This is a genomic window from Mycobacterium triplex (assembly GCF_000689255.1).
In the GTDB taxonomy this organism is placed as follows: Bacteria; Actinomycetota; Actinomycetes; order Mycobacteriales; family Mycobacteriaceae; genus Mycobacterium; species Mycobacterium triplex.
In genome coordinates this window covers 4,586,059-4,602,387 of sequence record NZ_HG964446.1, presented here as the reverse complement: position 1 = coordinate 4,602,387, position 16,329 = coordinate 4,586,059, and the positions used below count along the sequence as shown (strand labels likewise).

At 62.4% G+C, this 16,329-nt stretch carries 11 protein-coding genes and 3 rRNA genes; 11 read left to right on the top strand and 3 right to left on the bottom strand.

Features of this window, described 5'->3' with window-relative positions:
- The first annotated feature begins 8 nt into the window (after positions 1–8).
- From BN973_RS21225 to BN973_RS21195, 7 genes are read left to right on the top strand one after another with little or no spacing between them, the layout of a single operon-like run.
- A complete protein-coding gene (locus tag BN973_RS21225; RefSeq protein ID WP_036470703.1) occupies positions 9–518 on the top strand; it encodes a F0F1 ATP synthase subunit B in 510 nt (169 codons plus the stop codon).
- Positions 519–524: 6 nt separating this feature from the next.
- Positions 525–1,865, top strand: coding sequence for a F0F1 ATP synthase subunit B/delta (locus BN973_RS21220; RefSeq protein ID WP_036470702.1), 1,341 nt, complete (start codon positions 525–527; stop codon positions 1,863–1,865).
- Positions 1,866–1,917: 52 nt separating this feature from the next.
- Positions 1,918–3,570, top strand: a complete 1,653-nt coding sequence (atpA, locus tag BN973_RS21215) for a F0F1 ATP synthase subunit alpha (protein WP_036470701.1) — start codon at positions 1,918–1,920, stop codon at positions 3,568–3,570.
- A 6-nt stretch (positions 3,571–3,576) separates the two neighbouring features.
- The gene (locus BN973_RS21210; RefSeq protein ID WP_036470700.1) at positions 3,577–4,494 is read left to right on the top strand and encodes a F0F1 ATP synthase subunit gamma; all 918 of its coding nucleotides are present in this window, start codon (positions 3,577–3,579) and stop codon (positions 4,492–4,494) included.
- Between the two features lie 24 nt (positions 4,495–4,518).
- Positions 4,519–5,970 (top strand): F0F1 ATP synthase subunit beta, encoded by a 1,452-nt coding sequence (atpD, locus tag BN973_RS21205; RefSeq protein WP_036470698.1) that lies wholly within the window; start codon positions 4,519–4,521, stop codon positions 5,968–5,970.
- Between the two features lie 30 nt (positions 5,971–6,000).
- Positions 6,001–6,366: a F0F1 ATP synthase subunit epsilon gene (locus tag BN973_RS21200; protein ID WP_025735169.1), complete on the top strand. Its 366-nt coding sequence runs from the start codon at positions 6,001–6,003 to the stop codon at positions 6,364–6,366.
- A gap of 6 nt (positions 6,367–6,372) precedes the next feature.
- A complete protein-coding gene (locus BN973_RS21195; RefSeq protein WP_036470696.1) occupies positions 6,373–6,816 on the top strand; it encodes a DUF2550 domain-containing protein in 444 nt (147 codons plus the stop codon).
- 25 nt (positions 6,817–6,841) lie between these two features.
- Here the strand turns inward: BN973_RS21195 and BN973_RS21190 are convergent, their stop codons facing one another.
- Positions 6,842–7,414 carry a cob(I)yrinic acid a,c-diamide adenosyltransferase gene (locus BN973_RS21190; protein WP_036470694.1) on the bottom strand — a complete coding sequence of 191 codons (573 nt, stop codon included), beginning with the start codon at positions 7,412–7,414 and terminating at the stop codon, positions 6,842–6,844.
- A gap of 71 nt (positions 7,415–7,485) precedes the next feature.
- Here BN973_RS21190 and murA point away from each other — a divergent pair, with 71 nt between their 5' ends.
- The 4 genes from murA (at position 7,486) to rrf (ending at position 14,219) form a co-directional block, all read left to right on the top strand.
- Complete coding sequence (gene murA / locus BN973_RS21185) at positions 7,486–8,739, top strand: UDP-N-acetylglucosamine 1-carboxyvinyltransferase (RefSeq protein WP_036470692.1); 1,254 nt, start codon at positions 7,486–7,488, stop codon at positions 8,737–8,739.
- A 380-nt stretch (positions 8,740–9,119) separates the two neighbouring features.
- Positions 9,120–10,638: ribosomal RNA gene (locus tag BN973_RS21180) — 16S ribosomal RNA — on the top strand.
- 286 nt (positions 10,639–10,924) lie between these two features.
- Positions 10,925–14,010: ribosomal RNA gene (locus tag BN973_RS21175) — 23S ribosomal RNA — on the top strand.
- 96 nt (positions 14,011–14,106) lie between these two features.
- Positions 14,107–14,219: ribosomal RNA gene (gene rrf / locus BN973_RS21170) — 5S ribosomal RNA — on the top strand.
- The 16S, 23S and 5S rRNA genes sit together here, the layout of an rRNA operon.
- A gap of 118 nt (positions 14,220–14,337) precedes the next feature.
- Here rrf and BN973_RS21165 read toward each other — a convergent pair.
- Entirely contained in the window at positions 14,338–14,829 is a 492-nt protein-coding gene (locus tag BN973_RS21165; RefSeq protein ID WP_036470690.1) for a methylated-DNA--[protein]-cysteine S-methyltransferase, read from the bottom strand.
- Positions 14,826–16,313, bottom strand: a complete 1,488-nt coding sequence (locus BN973_RS21160) for a DNA-3-methyladenine glycosylase 2 family protein (protein ID WP_036470689.1) — start codon at positions 16,311–16,313, stop codon at positions 14,826–14,828. Before BN973_RS21160 ends, BN973_RS21165 begins: the two co-directional genes overlap by 4 nt.
- Between the last annotated feature and the right edge of the window lie 16 nt (positions 16,314–16,329).

Sequence of the window (16,329 nt, the reverse complement as noted above, 5' to 3'; positions counted from 1 at the left end):
TCGCAGTGATGGGTGACGCGAGCCGTAGCGTTCTGGCGTCCAGCCAGTTAGCAGCCGAGGGGGGCAATAACTTCCTCGTCCCCAACGGCACTTTCTTCTTCGTGCTGGCGATCTTCTTGATCGTGCTGGCCGTCATCGGCACGTTTGTCGTGCCGCCGGTCATGAAGGTGTTGCGTGAACGCGACGCAATGGTCGCCAAGACCGCCACCGACAACAAGAAGGCGAACGAGCAGTTCGAAGCCGCCCAAGCGGATTACGACGAGGCGATGCGGGAAGCCCGCGTTCAAGCGTCGTCCTACCGGGACAACGCCCGGGCCGAGGGTCGTAAGGTCATCGAGGACGCGCGCGCCCGCGCCGAGCAGCAGGTCGCATCGACCGTGCAGACCGCCGCCGAGCAACTGAAGCGGGAAAGGGACGCCGTGGAACTGGATTTGCGCGCCAACGTGGCTGCCATGTCGGCGACGCTGGCCAGCCGCATCCTCGGTGTCGACGTCACAACCACTGCCGCGACAAGGTAACCATCAATGTCGACGTTTATTGGGCAGCTGATCGGCTTCGCCGCAATCGTGTTCCTGGTGGTGCGTTATGTCGTGCCGCCAGTACGCAATTTGATGGCCGCTCGCCAGAACACGGTGCGCCAGCAGTTGGAGGACTCGGCGAAGGCCGCCGACCGGTTGGCCGATTCGACCGCCGCGCATAGCAAGGCCGTCGAATCCGCGAAGTCGGAAGCCGAACGCGTCGTCGAAGAGGCCAAGTCCGACGCGGAGCGCATCACCGAGCAGTTGCGCGCTCAGGCCGAAGTCGAGGCGGCGCGCATCACCGGGCAGGGATCGCGGCAGGTCGAGTTGCTGCGGACCCAGCTGAGTCGCCAGCTTCGCCTGGAGCTTGGTCACGAATCCGTGCGTCAGGCACGGGAATTGGTGCGCAACTACGTCGCCGACACCGACCAGCAAGCGTCCACCGTGGACCGATTCCTGGACGAGCTGGACGAAATGGCACCGTCATCGGCCGACGTTCAGTATCCGCTGCTGGCCAAGCTGCGCTCGTCGAGCCGGGAAGCGCTGGCCAACCTGTCGGACCGATTCACCGCGATCGCCAAAGGCCTGGACAACAACGCGCTGTCCACGCTGTCGGCCGAACTGGTATCGGTGGGTCAACTGCTGAGCCGGGAAGCCGTCGTCACGCGCTACCTCACCGTGCCTGCCGAAGACGCGTCGCCCCGCGTTCGGCTGATGGAGCGACTGGTGTCCGGCAAGGTCGGCGACGCCACCCTCGAGGTGCTGCGTGCGGCGGTCTCGGAGCGTTGGTCGGCCAACGCCGATCTGGGCGATGCGATCGAGCACGTGTCACGACAGGCGCTGCTGGAGATCGCCGAGCGCGACGGACAGGTCGACGAGGTCGAAGACCAGCTCTTCCGTTTTTCGCGGGTTCTGGATGCCCAGCCGCGATTGGCGATCTTGCTGGGCGACTATGTCGTACCGGCCGAGCGGCGAGTCGCGTTGTTGCGCAACGTACTTGAGAGTTCGAGCGCTCGGGTCAACCCGATCGTGCTGTCACTGTTGACCCAGACGATCGAGCTGCTGAGCGGTCAGTCGGCCGAAGAGGCCATCGGCTTCCTGGCAGAAGTGGCGGTGGCTCGCCGCGGCGAAGTCATCGCTCAAGTCAGTGCGGCGGCCGAGCTCAGCGACGCCCAGCGGACCCGCCTCACCGAGGTGCTCGGTCGCATCTACGGTCATCCGGTGACGGTGCACCTGCAGATCGACCGGGAATTGCTCGGTGGACTGCTGATCTCTGTGGCCGACGAGGTGATCGACGGGACGCTCTCGTCTCGCCTTGCCGCGGCCGAGGCTCAAGTGCCCGACTGAACACGAACCAAAACCTCGCGAACGACAGAATCAAGTAGGAAGACGAAAAGCCATGGCCGAGTTGACAATCTCCGCTGATGACATCCAGAGCGCAATCGAGGAGTACGTAGGCTCCTTTACTTCCGACACCTCTCGCGAAGAGGTTGGCACCGTCGTCGACGCCGGAGACGGCATCGCGCACGTCGATGGTCTGCCGTCGGTGATGACCCAGGAACTGCTCGAGTTCTCCGGCGGGGTGCTTGGCGTCGCGCTCAACCTCGACGAGCACAGCGTCGGTGCGGTCATCCTGGGTGACTTCGAGAAGATCGAGGAAGGCCAACAGGTCAAGCGGACCGGCGAGGTCCTCTCGGTGCCCGTCGGCGACGCGTTTTTGGGCCGCGTGGTCAACCCGCTGGGCGAGCCGATCGACGGCCAAGGCGACATCGAGACCGACACCCGACGCGCGCTGGAAATCCAGGCGCCGTCGGTGGTTCAGCGCCAAAGCGTCAGCGAGCCGCTGCAGACCGGCATCAAGGCCATCGACGCGATGACCCCGATCGGTCGTGGCCAGCGCCAGTTGATCATCGGTGACCGCAAGACCGGCAAGACCGCCGTCTGCGTCGACACGATCCTCAACCAGCGGCAGAACTGGGAGAGCGGCGACGAGAAGAAGCAGGTGCGCTGCGTCTACGTGGCCATCGGCCAGAAGGGCACCACCATTGCCTCGGTGCGGCGCGCGCTGGAAGAGGGTGGCGCGATGGACTACACCACCATCGTCGCGGCGCCGGCGTCTGACTCCGCCGGGTTCAAATGGCTTGCGCCGTACACCGGTTCGGCGATCGCCCAGCACTGGATGTACGACGGCAAGCACGTGCTGATCGTCTTCGACGACCTGAGCAAGCAGGCCGAGGCGTACCGCGCCATCTCGCTGCTGCTCCGTCGCCCGCCGGGCCGCGAGGCCTACCCGGGTGACGTGTTCTACCTGCACTCTCGGCTGCTGGAGCGCTGCGCGAAGCTCTCCGACGAGCTCGGTGGCGGTTCGATGACCGGCCTGCCGATCATCGAGACCAAGGCCAACGACATCTCGGCCTACATCCCCACCAACGTCATCTCGATCACCGACGGGCAGTGCTTCCTGGAGTCCGACCTGTTCAACCAGGGCGTGCGGCCGGCCATCAACGTCGGTGTCTCGGTGTCCCGAGTCGGTGGTGCCGCGCAGATCAAGGCCATGAAAGAGGTAGCAGGAAGTCTCCGCTTGGACCTGTCGCAGTACCGCGAGCTGGAAGCATTCGCCGCGTTCGCCTCGGACCTGGACGCCACCTCCAAGGCGCAGCTGGATCGCGGCGCCCGGCTGGTCGAGCTGCTCAAGCAGCCGCAGTACCAGCCGCTGCCCGTTGAGGAGCAAGTGGTTTCGATCTTCCTGGGCACCGGCGGTCATCTGGACTCGGTGCCCGTCGAGGACGTCAGCCGCTTCGAGACCGAGTTGCTCGACCACATGCGGGCGTCGGAGGAGAGCACCCTGACCGCAATCCGGGACAGCGGAAAGCTTTCCGAAGAGGCCGAGAAGCAGCTCGAGGAAATCATCAAGAAGTTCAAGAAGGGCTTCGCCGCCACGGGTGGCGGCTCGGTGGTGCCGGACGAACATGTCGAGGCCCTCGACGAAGAGGACCTGGCCAAGGAATCGGTAAAGGTCAACAAGCCGGCGCCGGAAGAGAAGAAGAAGTAGTACTCGATGGCTGCCACACTTCGCGAGTTGCGCGGACGGATTCGGTCCGCCGGTGCGATCAAGAAGATCACCAAGGCCCAGGAGCTGATCGCGACATCGCGTATCGGCAAGGCCCAGAGCCGACTTCAGGCTGCCCGCCCGTATACGGAAGAGATCACCAACATGCTGACCACGCTGTCCAGCGAGGCGGCGCTGGATCACCCGTTGCTGGTCGAGCGGCCCGAACCGAAACGGGCCGGCGTGCTGGTGGTCTCCTCGGACCGAGGTCTGTGTGGCGCCTACAACTCCAGCGTGTTCCGCCGCGCCGAGGAGCTGTTTTCGCTGCTGCGGGAAGAAGGCAAAACGCCGGTGCTGTACGTAGTCGGCCGTAAGGCGTTGGGCTACTACAGTTTCCGGAACTGGAACATCACCGATTCCTGGACCGGCTTCTCCGAGCAACCCACCGTTGAGAAGGCCGCCGAGATCGCTTCCACGCTGGTGGACGCTTTCATCCCCGGCAGCGACGGCGCCGAAGAGGAATCTGACGTCGAGGCCGTCGACGAATTGCACATCGTCTACACGGAATTCAAGTCGATGTTGTCACAGGCCACGGTGGCCCACCGGATGGCTCCGATGGTGGTCGAGTACGCCGACGAGCCGGAGCCACTGCATACCCTGTATTCATTCGAGCCGGATGCGACCACACTGTTCGACGCGCTGTTGCCGCGCTATGTGACCACTCGCGTCTACACCGCGCTGCTGGAATCGGCGGCGTCGGAGCTGGCGTCGCGCCAGCGGGCGATGAAGTCTGCGACCGACAACGCCGACGACCTCATCAAGGCGTTGACGCTCATGGCGAACCGCGAGCGGCAGGCCCAGATCACCCAAGAGATCAGCGAAATCGTCGGCGGCGCAAACGCGCTCGCCGACGCCCGAGCCCGATAGCACCACGAGGAAGCGAAGAAAAAAATGACTGCGACTGCCGAAAAGAGCAAGAAGTCGACAAGCGCCGACACCAGCGGACGCGTGGTGCGGATCACGGGACCGGTCGTCGACGTCGAGTTCCCGCGCGGCTCCGTCCCGGCGTTGTTCAACGCGCTGCATGCCGATATCACGTTCGAAGAGCTGAAGAAGACGCTCACGCTCGAGGTCGCCCAGCACCTGGGTGACAACCTGGTCCGCACCATCTCGCTGCAGCCCACCGACGGCCTGGTGCGCGGCGTCGAGGTCATCGACACCGGCGCCTCGATCTCGGTGCCGGTCGGCCAGGAAGTCAAGGGCCACGTCTTCGACGCGCTGGGTCGCTGCATGGACGAGCCCGGATACGGAGAAGACTTCGAGCACTGGTCGATTCACCGTAAGCCGCCGCCGTTCGAGGAACTCGAGCCGCGCACCGAGATGCTCGAGACCGGCCTCAAGGTCGTCGACCTGCTGACCCCGTACGTGCGTGGTGGCAAGATCGCGCTGTTCGGCGGTGCCGGCGTGGGCAAAACGGTGCTGATCCAGGAGATGATCAACCGTATTGCGCGCAACTTCGGTGGTACGTCGGTGTTCGCCGGCGTGGGGGAGCGCACCCGTGAAGGCAACGACCTCTGGGTCGAGCTGCAAGAAGCCAACGTGCTCAAGGACACCGCACTGGTATTCGGTCAGATGGACGAGCCGCCCGGCACCCGTATGCGAGTGGCGTTGTCCGCGTTGACGATGGCGGAGTGGTTCCGCGACGAGGCGGGCCAGGACGTGCTGCTGTTCATCGACAACATCTTCCGTTTCACCCAGGCGGGTTCGGAGGTGTCGACGCTGCTCGGCCGGATGCCGTCCGCGGTGGGCTACCAGCCGACGCTGGCCGACGAAATGGGTGAACTGCAGGAGCGCATCACCTCGACGCGTGGCAAGTCGATTACGTCCATGCAGGCCGTGTACGTGCCCGCCGACGACTACACCGACCCCGCACCGGCGACGACGTTCGCCCACCTGGACGCCACCACCGAGCTGTCGCGTTCGGTGTTCTCCAAGGGCATCTTCCCGGCGGTGGACCCGCTGGCGTCGAGCTCGACCATCCTCGACCCCGGCGTCGTCGGTGACGAGCACTACCGGGTCGCACAGGAAGTCATCCGAATCCTGCAGCGGTACAAGGACCTTCAGGACATCATCGCCATCCTCGGTATCGACGAGCTGTCGGAAGAGGACAAGCAGTTGGTCAACCGGGCCCGGCGTATCGAGCGGTTCCTGTCGCAGAACATGATGGCGGCCGAGCAGTTCACCGGTCAGCCGGGTTCGACGGTCCCGCTGAAGGAGACCATCGAGTCGTTCGACCGGCTGACCAAGGGTGAGTTCGACCACGTGCCCGAGCAGGCGTTCTTCCTGATCGGTGGTCTCGACGACCTGGCCAAGAAGGCCGAGAGCCTTGGCGCCAAGCTCTAGTCTCTTCGACGAGTCGAAAGGTGGTGTGGCATGGCTGAATTGAACGTCGAGATCGTCGCCGTAGACCGGAAGATCTGGTCGGGTGAGGCGACGTTCCTGTTCACCCGCACCACCGTCGGCGAGATCGGCATCCTGCCCCGACACATCCCGTTGGTGGCCCAGCTGGTCGACGACGCCATGGTGCGCGTCGAGCGGGAAGGCCAAGACGACCTGCGGGTGGCGGTGGACGGTGGGTTCTTGTCGGTGACCGAGGAGAGCGTCACCATTCTCGCCGAGTCCGCCGAGTTCGAGTCGGAGATCGACGAGGCTGCGGCCAAGCAGGATGCGGAATCCGACGATCCTCGTACTGCCGCCAGGGGGCGCGCCAGATTGCGCGCCGTCGGCGCGATCGACTAGCCGGCCATGAGCGCGCCCATGATCGGCATGGTCGTGCTCGTCGTCGTGTTAGGCGCGGCCGTGCTGGCGCTGAGCTATCGGCTGTGGAAGCTGCGGCAGGGCGGCACCGCTGGCATCATGCGCGACATCCCGGCGGTCGGAGGTCACGGCTGGCGGCACGGCGTGATCCGCTACCGCGGTGGCGAGGCCGCTTTCTATCGGCTGTCCAGCCTGCGCCTGTGGCCGGATCGACGGCTGTCCCGGCGAGGTGTCGAGATCGTCGCCCGGCGCGCACCGCGCGGCGACGAGTTCGACATCATGACCGACGAGATCGTGGTGCTCGAGCTGCGCGATACCACGCAGGAACGCAGATCCGGTTACGAAATCGCGCTCGATCAGGGCGCGCTGACCGCGTTCTTGTCGTGGCTGGAGTCTCGTCCGTCACCGCGCGCGCGGCGTCGCAGCGTCTGACTAAATGCGTAGTGGTGCAACGGATTTAGGCGCCGCCGCCCGGCTTCCACAGCACGTCGCCCTCCGGGTTGGCCGCGCGTGACAGGATGAAGAGCAGATCCGACAATCGATTCAGGTATTTCGCCGGCAGCACGTTGACGTCGTTCGGCGCGGAATCGACTGCGGCCCAGGCTGATCGCTCGGCGCGACGCACCACGGTGCGGGCGACGTGCAACAGCGCCGACAACGGCGAACCACCCGGTAGCACAAAGGAATTCAGCGCCGGAAGCGCCTCGTTGTGTTTGTCGCACCATCCCTCGAGCCGGTCGATGTAGGACTGGGCGACACGCAACGGAGGAACTTTCGGGTTGTCCACGACCGGCGTCGACAGATCCGCACCGGCGTCGAACAAGTCGTTTTGAACCTGGCGCAACACGCCCGCGATTTCGGGATCGGGCTGCCCCAGCGCGATGGCGACGCCGATCGCGGCGTTGGCCTCGTCGCAGTCCGCGTACGCGACCAGGCGGGGGTCGTTTTTCGAGACCCGCGAGAAGTCGCTCAATCCCGTGGTTCCGTCGTCGCCGGTCCGGGTATAGATGCGGGTCAGGTGTACTGCCATGAACAAACCGTACTCGCCAGAAGTGAGTTCGCTGACTGACAAGCCGATACCGCTTCACTAGACTGACGCGGGTGGCTGAGCGATTCGTGGTGACCGGCGGCAACCGGTTGTCCGGCGAAGTCGCGGTAGGGGGCGCCAAGAACAGCGTGCTCAAGCTGATGGCCGCGACCCTGCTGGCCGAAGGCACCAGCACGATCACCAACTGCCCCGACATCCTCGATGTGCCGTTGATGGCCGAGGTCCTGCGCGGGCTGGGTGCCACCGTCGAACTGGACGGCGACGTCGCCCGCATCACCTCACCCGACGAACCGAAGTACGACGCGGACTTCGCGGCCGTGCGGCAGTTCCGGGCTTCGGTGTGTGTGCTCGGGCCGCTGGTCGGACGATGCAAGCGGGCCAAGGTCGCGCTGCCCGGTGGTGACGCGATCGGATCGCGTCCCCTGGACATGCATCAGGCGGGCCTGCGCCAACTGGGCGCAACATGCAACATCGAGCACGGCTGCGTCGTCGCTCACGCAGATACCTTGCGCGGCGCGGAGATTCAACTCGAATTCCCCTCGGTGGGCGCCACCGAGAACATCCTGATGGCCGCCGTCGTCGCCGAAGGGGTTACCACGATCCACAACGCGGCGCGGGAGCCCGACGTCGTCGATCTCTGCACGATGCTCAACCAGATGGGCGCGCAGATCGAAGGTGCGGGATCGCCGACCATGACGATCACCGGGGTGCCGCGGCTGTACCCCACCGAGCACCGGGTGATCGGCGACCGCATCGTGGCCGCCACCTGGGGGATCGCCGCTGCCATTACCCGCGGTGACATCTCGGTGAGCGGCATCGACCCGGCGCACCTTCAGGTGGTGCTGCACAAGCTGCACGATGCCGGTGCCACCGTCACCCAGACGGACAACAGCTTTCGCGTGAGCCAGTACGAGCGCCCGAAGGCCATGAACGTTGCGACGTTGCCGTTTCCGGGTTTTCCGACCGACCTGCAACCGATGGCGATTGCGCTGGCGTCGATCGCCGACGGCACCTCGATGATCACCGAGAACGTGTTCGAGGCTCGCTTCCGATTTGTCGAAGAAATGATCCGGCTCGGCGCCGACGCCCGCACCGACGGCCATCACGCCGTGGTGCGGGGACTGCCGCAGCTTTCCAGCGCCCCGGTCTGGTGTTCGGACATCCGGGCCGGCGCCGGCCTGGTGCTTGCCGGCCTCGTCGCCGACGGTGACACCGAGGTTCACGACGTCTTCCACATCGATCGCGGCTACCCGTTGTTCGTCGAAAACCTGGCGATTTTGGGAGCGGAGATCGAGCGGGTACAGTAGCCAAAGTCAGTGCCCCACAGGCGCGGTCACCACTCGACGGAGACCGAGACCGGGGCCTTGACTCCCTCGCCGGATTGGTACTAACCTGGCACGGCTGCCCTCGCAGCGATCACCACGATCGCAAGAAAATTGGGGGTTGACGCCTCTGCCGAATCCGTATTAAGCTGGCAGGGTTGCCCCGAAGCGGGCGAAGCAAGCAAGAGTGTTGTTTGAGAACTCAATAGTGTGTTTGGTGTTTTTGTTTGTTGTTGTTTTTTGACCATACTTTTAACACTCCCCGTGTGTGGGTATGGTCGTTTTTTGATGCCAGTAAGATGGTGTCTTTTTGTTAGGTCAGATTTTCTCTGATTCGAAATACACCTCGCTTGTCGAGGAGTTTTTGTTTGGAGAGTTTGATCCTGGCTCAGGACGAACGCTGGCGGCGTGCTTAACACATGCAAGTCGAACGGAAAGGCCTCTTCGGAGGTACTCGAGTGGCGAACGGGTGAGTAACACGTGGGTAATCTGCCCTGCACTTCGGGATAAGCCTGGGAAACTGGGTCTAATACCGGATATGACCACGAGACGCATGTCCTGTGGTGGAAAGCTTTTGCGGTGTGGGATGGGCCCGCGGCCTATCAGCTTGTTGGTGGGGTGACGGCCTACCAAGGCGACGACGGGTAGCCGGCCTGAGAGGGTGTCCGGCCACACTGGGACTGAGATACGGCCCAGACTCCTACGGGAGGCAGCAGTGGGGAATATTGCACAATGGGCGCAAGCCTGATGCAGCGACGCCGCGTGGGGGATGACGGCCTTCGGGTTGTAAACCTCTTTCAGCAGGGACGAAGCGCAAGTGACGGTACCTGCAGAAGAAGCACCGGCCAACTACGTGCCAGCAGCCGCGGTAATACGTAGGGTGCGAGCGTTGTCCGGAATTACTGGGCGTAAAGAGCTCGTAGGTGGTTTGTCGCGTTGTTCGTGAAAACCGGGGGCTTAACCCTCGGCGTGCGGGCGATACGGGCAGACTGGAGTACTGCAGGGGAGACTGGAATTCCTGGTGTAGCGGTGGAATGCGCAGATATCAGGAGGAACACCGGTGGCGAAGGCGGGTCTCTGGGCAGTAACTGACGCTGAGGAGCGAAAGCGTGGGGAGCGAACAGGATTAGATACCCTGGTAGTCCACGCCGTAAACGGTGGGTACTAGGTGTGGGTTTCCTTCCTTGGAATCCGTGCCGTAGCTAACGCATTAAGTACCCCGCCTGGGGAGTACGGCCGCAAGGCTAAAACTCAAAGGAATTGACGGGGGCCCGCACAAGCGGCGGAGCATGTGGATTAATTCGATGCAACGCGAAGAACCTTACCTGGGTTTGACATGCACAGGACGCCGGCAGAGATGTCGGTTCCCTTGTGGCCTGTGTGCAGGTGGTGCATGGCTGTCGTCAGCTCGTGTCGTGAGATGTTGGGTTAAGTCCCGCAACGAGCGCAACCCTTGTCTCATGTTGCCAGCGGGTAATGCCGGGGACTCGTGAGAGACTGCCGGGGTCAACTCGGAGGAAGGTGGGGATGACGTCAAGTCATCATGCCCCTTATGTCCAGGGCTTCACACATGCTACAATGGCCGGTACAAAGGGCTGCGATGCCGTAAGGTTAAGCGAATCCTTTTAAAGCCGGTCTCAGTTCGGATCGGGGTCTGCAACTCGACCCCGTGAAGTCGGAGTCGCTAGTAATCGCAGATCAGCAACGCTGCGGTGAATACGTTCCCGGGCCTTGTACACACCGCCCGTCACGTCATGAAAGTCGGTAACACCCGAAGCCAGTGGCCTAACCTTTTGGAGGGAGCTGTCGAAGGTGGGATCGGCGATTGGGACGAAGTCGTAACAAGGTAGCCGTACCGGAAGGTGCGGCTGGATCACCTCCTTTCTAAGGAGCACCACGAGAAACACTCCAATTGGTGGGGTGTGAGCCGTGAGGGGTTCTCGTCTGTAGTGGACGAGGGCCGGGTGCACAACAACAGGCAATCGCCAGACACACTATTGGGCCCTGAGACAACACTCGGCCGGCTGAGGTCGATGTGGTGTCCCTCCATCTTGGTGGTGGGGTGTGGTGTTTGAGCATTGAATAGTGGTTGCGAGCATCTAGACGGATCCGTTGCCCAAGTGGCCGCGTATTCGTCAAAAATGTGTAATTTTTCTTTTGGTTTTTGTGTTCGTAAGTGTTTAAGGGCACATGGTGGATGCCTTGGCATCGAGAGCCGATGAAGGACGTGGGAGGCTGCGATATGCCTCGGGGAGCTGTCAACCGAGCGTTGATCCGAGGATTTCCGAATGGGGAAACCCAGCACGAGTTATGTCGTGTTACCCGTATCTGAATATATAGGGTGCGGGAGGGAACGCGGGGAAGTGAAACATCTCAGTACCCGTAGGAGAAGAAAACAATTGTGATTCCGCTAGTAGTGGCGAGCGAACGCGGAACAGGCTAAACCGCATGCATGTGTAACCGGGTAGGGGTTGTGTGTGCGGGGTTGTGGGATTGATAGGTCTCAGCTCTACCTGGCTGAGGGGCAGTTAGAAAGTGTCGTGGTTAGCGGAAGTGGCCTGGGATGGTCTGCCGTAGACGGTGAGAGCCCGGTACGCGAAAACCCGGCACCTGCCTTTTATCAACTCCCGAGTAGCAGCGGGCCCGTGAAATCTGCTGTGAATCTGCCGAGACCACTCGGTAAGCCTAAATACTTCTCGATGACCGATAGCGGATTAGTACCGTGAGGGAATGGTGAAAAGTACCCCGGGAGGGGAGTGAAATAGTACCTGAAACCGTGTGCCTACAATCCGTCAGAGCCTCCTTGTGGGGTGATGGCGTGCCTTTTGAAGAATGAGCCTGCGAGTCAGGGACATGTCGCAAGGTTAACCCGTGTGGGGTAGCCGCAGCGAAAGCGAGTCTGAATAGGGCGCTTGAGTGGCATGTTCTGGACCCGAAGCGGAGTGATCTACCCATGGCCAGGGTGAAGCGCGGGTAAGACCGCGTGGAGGCCCGAACCCACTTAGGTTGAAGACTGAGGGGATGAGCTGTGGGTAGGGGTGAAAGGCCAATCAAACTCCGTGATAGCTGGTTCTCCCCGAAATGCATTTAGGTGCAGCGTTACGTGTTTCACCACGGAGGTAGAGCTACTGGATGGCCGATGGGCCCTACTAGGTTACTGACGTCAGCCAAACTCCGAATGCCGTGGTGTATAGCGTGGCAGTGAGACGGCGGGGGATAAGCTCCGTACGTCGAAAGGGAAACAGCCCAGATCGCCGGCTAAGGCCCCTAAGCGTGTGCTAAGTGGAAAAGGATGTGCAGTCGCAAAGACAACCAGGAGGTTGGCTTAGAAGCAGCCACCCTTGAAAGAGTGCGTAATAGCTCACTGGTCAAGTGATTGTGCGCCGATAATGTAGCGGGGCTCAAGCACACCGCCGAAGCCGCGGCAACCGCAAGGTTGGGTAGGGGAGCGTCCCCCATGCAGCGAAGCTGTCGGGTAACCGATGGTGGAGTTTGGGGGAGTGAGAATGCAGGCATGAGTAGCGATTAGGCAAGTGAGAACCTTGCCCGCCGAAAGACCAAGGGTTCCTGGGCCAGGCCAGTCCGCCCAGGGTGAGTCGGGACCTAAGGCGAGGCCGACAGGCGTAGTCGATGGACAACGGGTTGATATTCCCGTACCCGTGTATGAGCGTCCCTGACGAATCCATTCTGCTAACCACCCAAATGGTGGTCTATCAATCCCTTCGGGGTGCGAAGACCGCCTGCTGCGTGGGACCCGGGTGGGTAGTAGTCAAGCAATGGGGTGACGCAGGAAGGTAGCCGTACCAGTCAGTGGTAATACTGGGGCAAGCCTGTAGGGAGAGCGATAGGCAAATCCGTCGCTCATATTCCTGAGAGGTGATGCATAGCCGATTGAGGCGAATTCGGTGATCCTCAGCTGCCAAGAAAAGCCTCTAGCGAGCGCATACATGGCCCGTACCCCAAACCAACACAGGTGGTCAGGTAGAGAATACCAAGGCGTACGAGATAACTATGGTTAAGGAACTCGGCAAAATGCCCCCGTAACTTCGGGAGAAGGGGGGCCGGCTTACCGTGAACAGCCTTGCGCTGGGAGCGGGAACCGGCCGCAGAAACCAGTGGGAAGCGACTGTTTACTAAAAACACAGGTCCGTGCGAAGTCGCAAGACGATGTATACGGACTGACGCCTGCCCGGTGCTGGAAGGTTAAGAGGACCCGTTAACTCGTAAGGGTGAAGCGGAGAATTTAAGCCCCAGTAAACGGCGGTGGTAACTATAACCATCCTAAGGTAGCGAAATTCCTTGTCGGGTAAGTTCCGACCTGCACGAATGGCGTAACGACTTCCCAACTGTCTCAACCATAGACTCGGCGAAATTGCACTACGAGTAAAGATGCTCGTTACGCGCGGCAGGACGAAAAGACCCCGGGACCTTCACTACAACTTGGTATTGGTGTTCGGTACTGTTTGTGTAGGATAGGTGGGAGACTGTGAAACTCTAACGCCAGTTAGAGCGGAGTCGTTGTTGAAATACCACTCTGACCGTATTGGACACCTAACTTCGAACCCTAATCGGGTTCAGGGACAGTGCCTGGCGGGTAGTTTAACTGGGGCGGTTGCCTCCTAAAATGTAACGGAGGCGCCCAAAGGTTCCCTCAACCTGGACGGCAATCAGGTGTTGAGTGTAAATGCACAAGGGAGCTTGACTGCGAGACCTACACGTCAAGCAGGGACGAAAGTCGGGATTAGTGATCCGGCACCCCCGAGTGGAAGGGGTGTCGCTCAACGGATAAAAGGTACCCCGGGGATAACAGGCTGATCTTCCCCAAGAGTCCATATCGACGGGATGGTTTGGCACCTCGATGTCGGCTCGTCGCATCCTGGGGCTGGAGCAGGTCCCAAGGGTTGGGCTGTTCGCCCATTAAAGCGGCACGCGAGCTGGGTTTAGAACGTCGTGAGACAGTTCGGTCTCTATCCGCCGCGCGCGTCAGAAACTTGAGGAAACCTGTCCCTAGTACGAGAGGACCGGGACGGACGAACCTCTAGTGCACCAGTTGTCTCACCAGAGGCACTGCTGGATAGCTACGTTCGGACAGGATAACCGCTGAAAGCATCTAAGCGGGAAACCTTCTCCAAGATCAGGTTTCTCACCCTTTTAGAGGGATAAGGCCCCCCGCAGACCACGGGATTGATAGGCCAGACCTAGAAGCTCAGCAATGAGTGCAGGGAACTGGCACTAACCGGCCGAAAACTTACCAACACAATCGCAACCACTATTCTTTCAGCGGCAATTTGCCGCAGAAAAGCGGGATACCACACCCCCCACCAGAACACTTGAATGAAAAATAAATAGAGTTACGGCGGCCACAGCGACAGGGAAACGCCCGGTCCCATTCCGAACCCGGAAGCTAAGCCTGTCAGCGCCAATGATACTGCCCGATCGGGTGGAAAAGTAGGACACCGCCGAACATACACAAAAACACCCCCTGTGCGCAGGGGGTGTTTTTGCATTTTCGCTTGCCGTCCAACGTCGAGTTGTTGCGGATGTACGCGGCAAATCGCGACAACAACTCGACGTTCGGCAGCATTAGTCGAATAGCGTTAAATTCGAGCGCTGGTTTTCCAATTCGAGCAGCGTGCGCTTTCGGCCCAGTCCGCCGCCGAAGCCGGTGAGGCTGCCATTGGCGCCGATGACTCGATGGCAGGGCACGACGATCGCGATCGGATTGTGGCCGTTGGCCAATCCGACCGCACGTGCGGCGCCGGGCGCCCCGATCTGTTCGGCGATTTCCCCGTACGAGCGGGTTTCGCCATACGGAATCGTCAGCAGCGCTTTCCAGACCCGCCGCTGGAATTCGGTGCCCCGCAGGTCGAGTTCGATGTCGAAAGTCATGAGCTCGCCGGCGAAGTACGCGACGAGTTGGTCGACGGCCGCGCCGAATGCTTCCGGATCGGGCGACCAGTCGGCGCGGCTCGGTTCATAGGTCTGGTCGACCATCCGCAGATTGGTCAACACCGAGCCGTGCCCCGCCAGGGTCAGCAACCCGATCGGGCTGTCGATGGTGCGGTAGCTGATCATGCGACCTCCTGTGGCGGCCATTGGTTTACCGGATGCTCGAGGGTGGTCCACAAGTGCTGAGTGGCGTACGAGCGCCAGGGGCGCCAATGTGCGCTGTGCTCAATGAGTTTGCGTTGATTCGTCGGAATGCCCAGCGCTTTGGCGGCGAGCTGTAGACCGAGGTCGCTGGCCGGAAAGGCATCCGGGTCGCCGAGCCCGCGCATGGCGATCACCTCGGCGGTCCATGGGCCGATACCCGGCAGGGCCAACAATTGGGTGCGCGCGCTGTCCCAGTCGCTGCCGGCGTCCAGGACCACGCTGCCGTCGAGCAGTCCGGTGACGAGCGCGGCCATCGTCCGCTGCCGGGACTTGGGCACCGCCAGATGGACGGGATCGATCTCGGCCAGCTGCTCGATTGACGGGAAGGCATGTGTCAGTGCGCCGTCGGGGTCGTGCACCGGTTGGCCGTAGGCGGCGACCAATCGGCCGACGTGGGTGCGTGCGGCCTTGGTCGATACCTGCTGGCCCAGCACCGCGCGCACCGCGAGTTCGGCCTCATCGACCGTGCGCGGCATGCGTTGTCCCGGCGCCTTGGCCACGACGGGAGTCAGCACCGGGTCGCGGCTCAGCGTGTCCACGATCGCCTCCGGGTCGGCGTCGAGGTCGAGCAGTCGCCGGCAGCGGGCGATCGCGGTCGTGAGGTCGCGGAAGTCGTCGAGCACGAGCAGACAGCGGACGTGGTCGACGGCCGGCGTCAGCGCGACCACGGCGTTGCCGGCCGGGAGCCGCAGGGTGCGCCGATATGCGCCGTCACGTACTTCCTCGCAACCCGGGACGGCGCCCGCGGCCAGATGACCGAAGACGCCTTCGTAAGCGAACGGGGTCCGTACCGGCAGCCGAAGGCACACTGTCCCAGTCGAAGTCGTGTCGGATCCGGACCGGGCCGCCGCGCGCCTGCGCAAGTCGGTCGGTGTGCTTTCGAACACCAGGCGCACGGTGTCGTTGAATTGGCGGATGCTGCAGAAGCCTGCTGCGAACGCGACGTCGCCGAACGGTAGGTCGGTCGTCTCGATCAGCAGCCGGGCGGTCTGGCTTCGTTGCGCGCGGGCCAGCGCGAGCGGGCCGGCGCCGACCTCGGCCTGCAAAAGCCGCTCCAGCTGCCGGGTGGTGTACCCGAGGTGGGCGGCCAGACCGCTCACCCCGGCGCGGTCCACGGTGCCGTCGGCGATCAGCCGCATCGCCCGCGCCACGACGTCGCCGCGCACGTTCCATTCCGGCGAACCCGGTGAGGCGTCGGGACGGCATCGCTTGCACGCTCGGAAACCCGCCCGCTGCGCTGCCGCCGCGGTCGGATAAAACCGCACGTTACGGGCGAACGGCGGGCGCACCGGGCAACTGGGCCGGCAGTAGATGCGGGTGGTCAGCACCGCGGTGACGAACCAGCCGTCGAACCGGGCGTCCTTGGACTGGACCGCCCGGTAGCAGCGTTCGAAATCGTCGTGCACGCTTCCACAGTTACAC

Bases quoted from the DNA above. Each gene is read 5' to 3' on its own strand.
- BN973_RS21225 (WP_036470703.1), top strand. From the start codon at position 9: ATGGGTGACGCGAGCCGTAGCGTTCTGGCGTCCAGCCAGTTAGCAGCC.
- BN973_RS21220 (WP_036470702.1), top strand. From the start codon at position 525: ATGTCGACGTTTATTGGGCAGCTGATCGGCTTCGCCGCAATCGTGTTC.
- atpA (WP_036470701.1), top strand. From the start codon at position 1,918: ATGGCCGAGTTGACAATCTCCGCTGATGACATCCAGAGCGCAATCGAG.
- BN973_RS21210 (WP_036470700.1), top strand. From the start codon at position 3,577: ATGGCTGCCACACTTCGCGAGTTGCGCGGACGGATTCGGTCCGCCGGT.
- atpD (WP_036470698.1), top strand. From the start codon at position 4,519: ATGACTGCGACTGCCGAAAAGAGCAAGAAGTCGACAAGCGCCGACACC.
- BN973_RS21200 (WP_025735169.1), top strand. From the start codon at position 6,001: ATGGCTGAATTGAACGTCGAGATCGTCGCCGTAGACCGGAAGATCTGG.
- BN973_RS21195 (WP_036470696.1), top strand. From the start codon at position 6,373: ATGAGCGCGCCCATGATCGGCATGGTCGTGCTCGTCGTCGTGTTAGGC.
- BN973_RS21190 (WP_036470694.1), bottom strand. From the start codon at position 7,414: ATGGCAGTACACCTGACCCGCATCTATACCCGGACCGGCGACGACGGA.
- BN973_RS21165 (WP_036470690.1), bottom strand. From the start codon at position 14,829: ATGATCAGCTACCGCACCATCGACAGCCCGATCGGGTTGCTGACCCTG.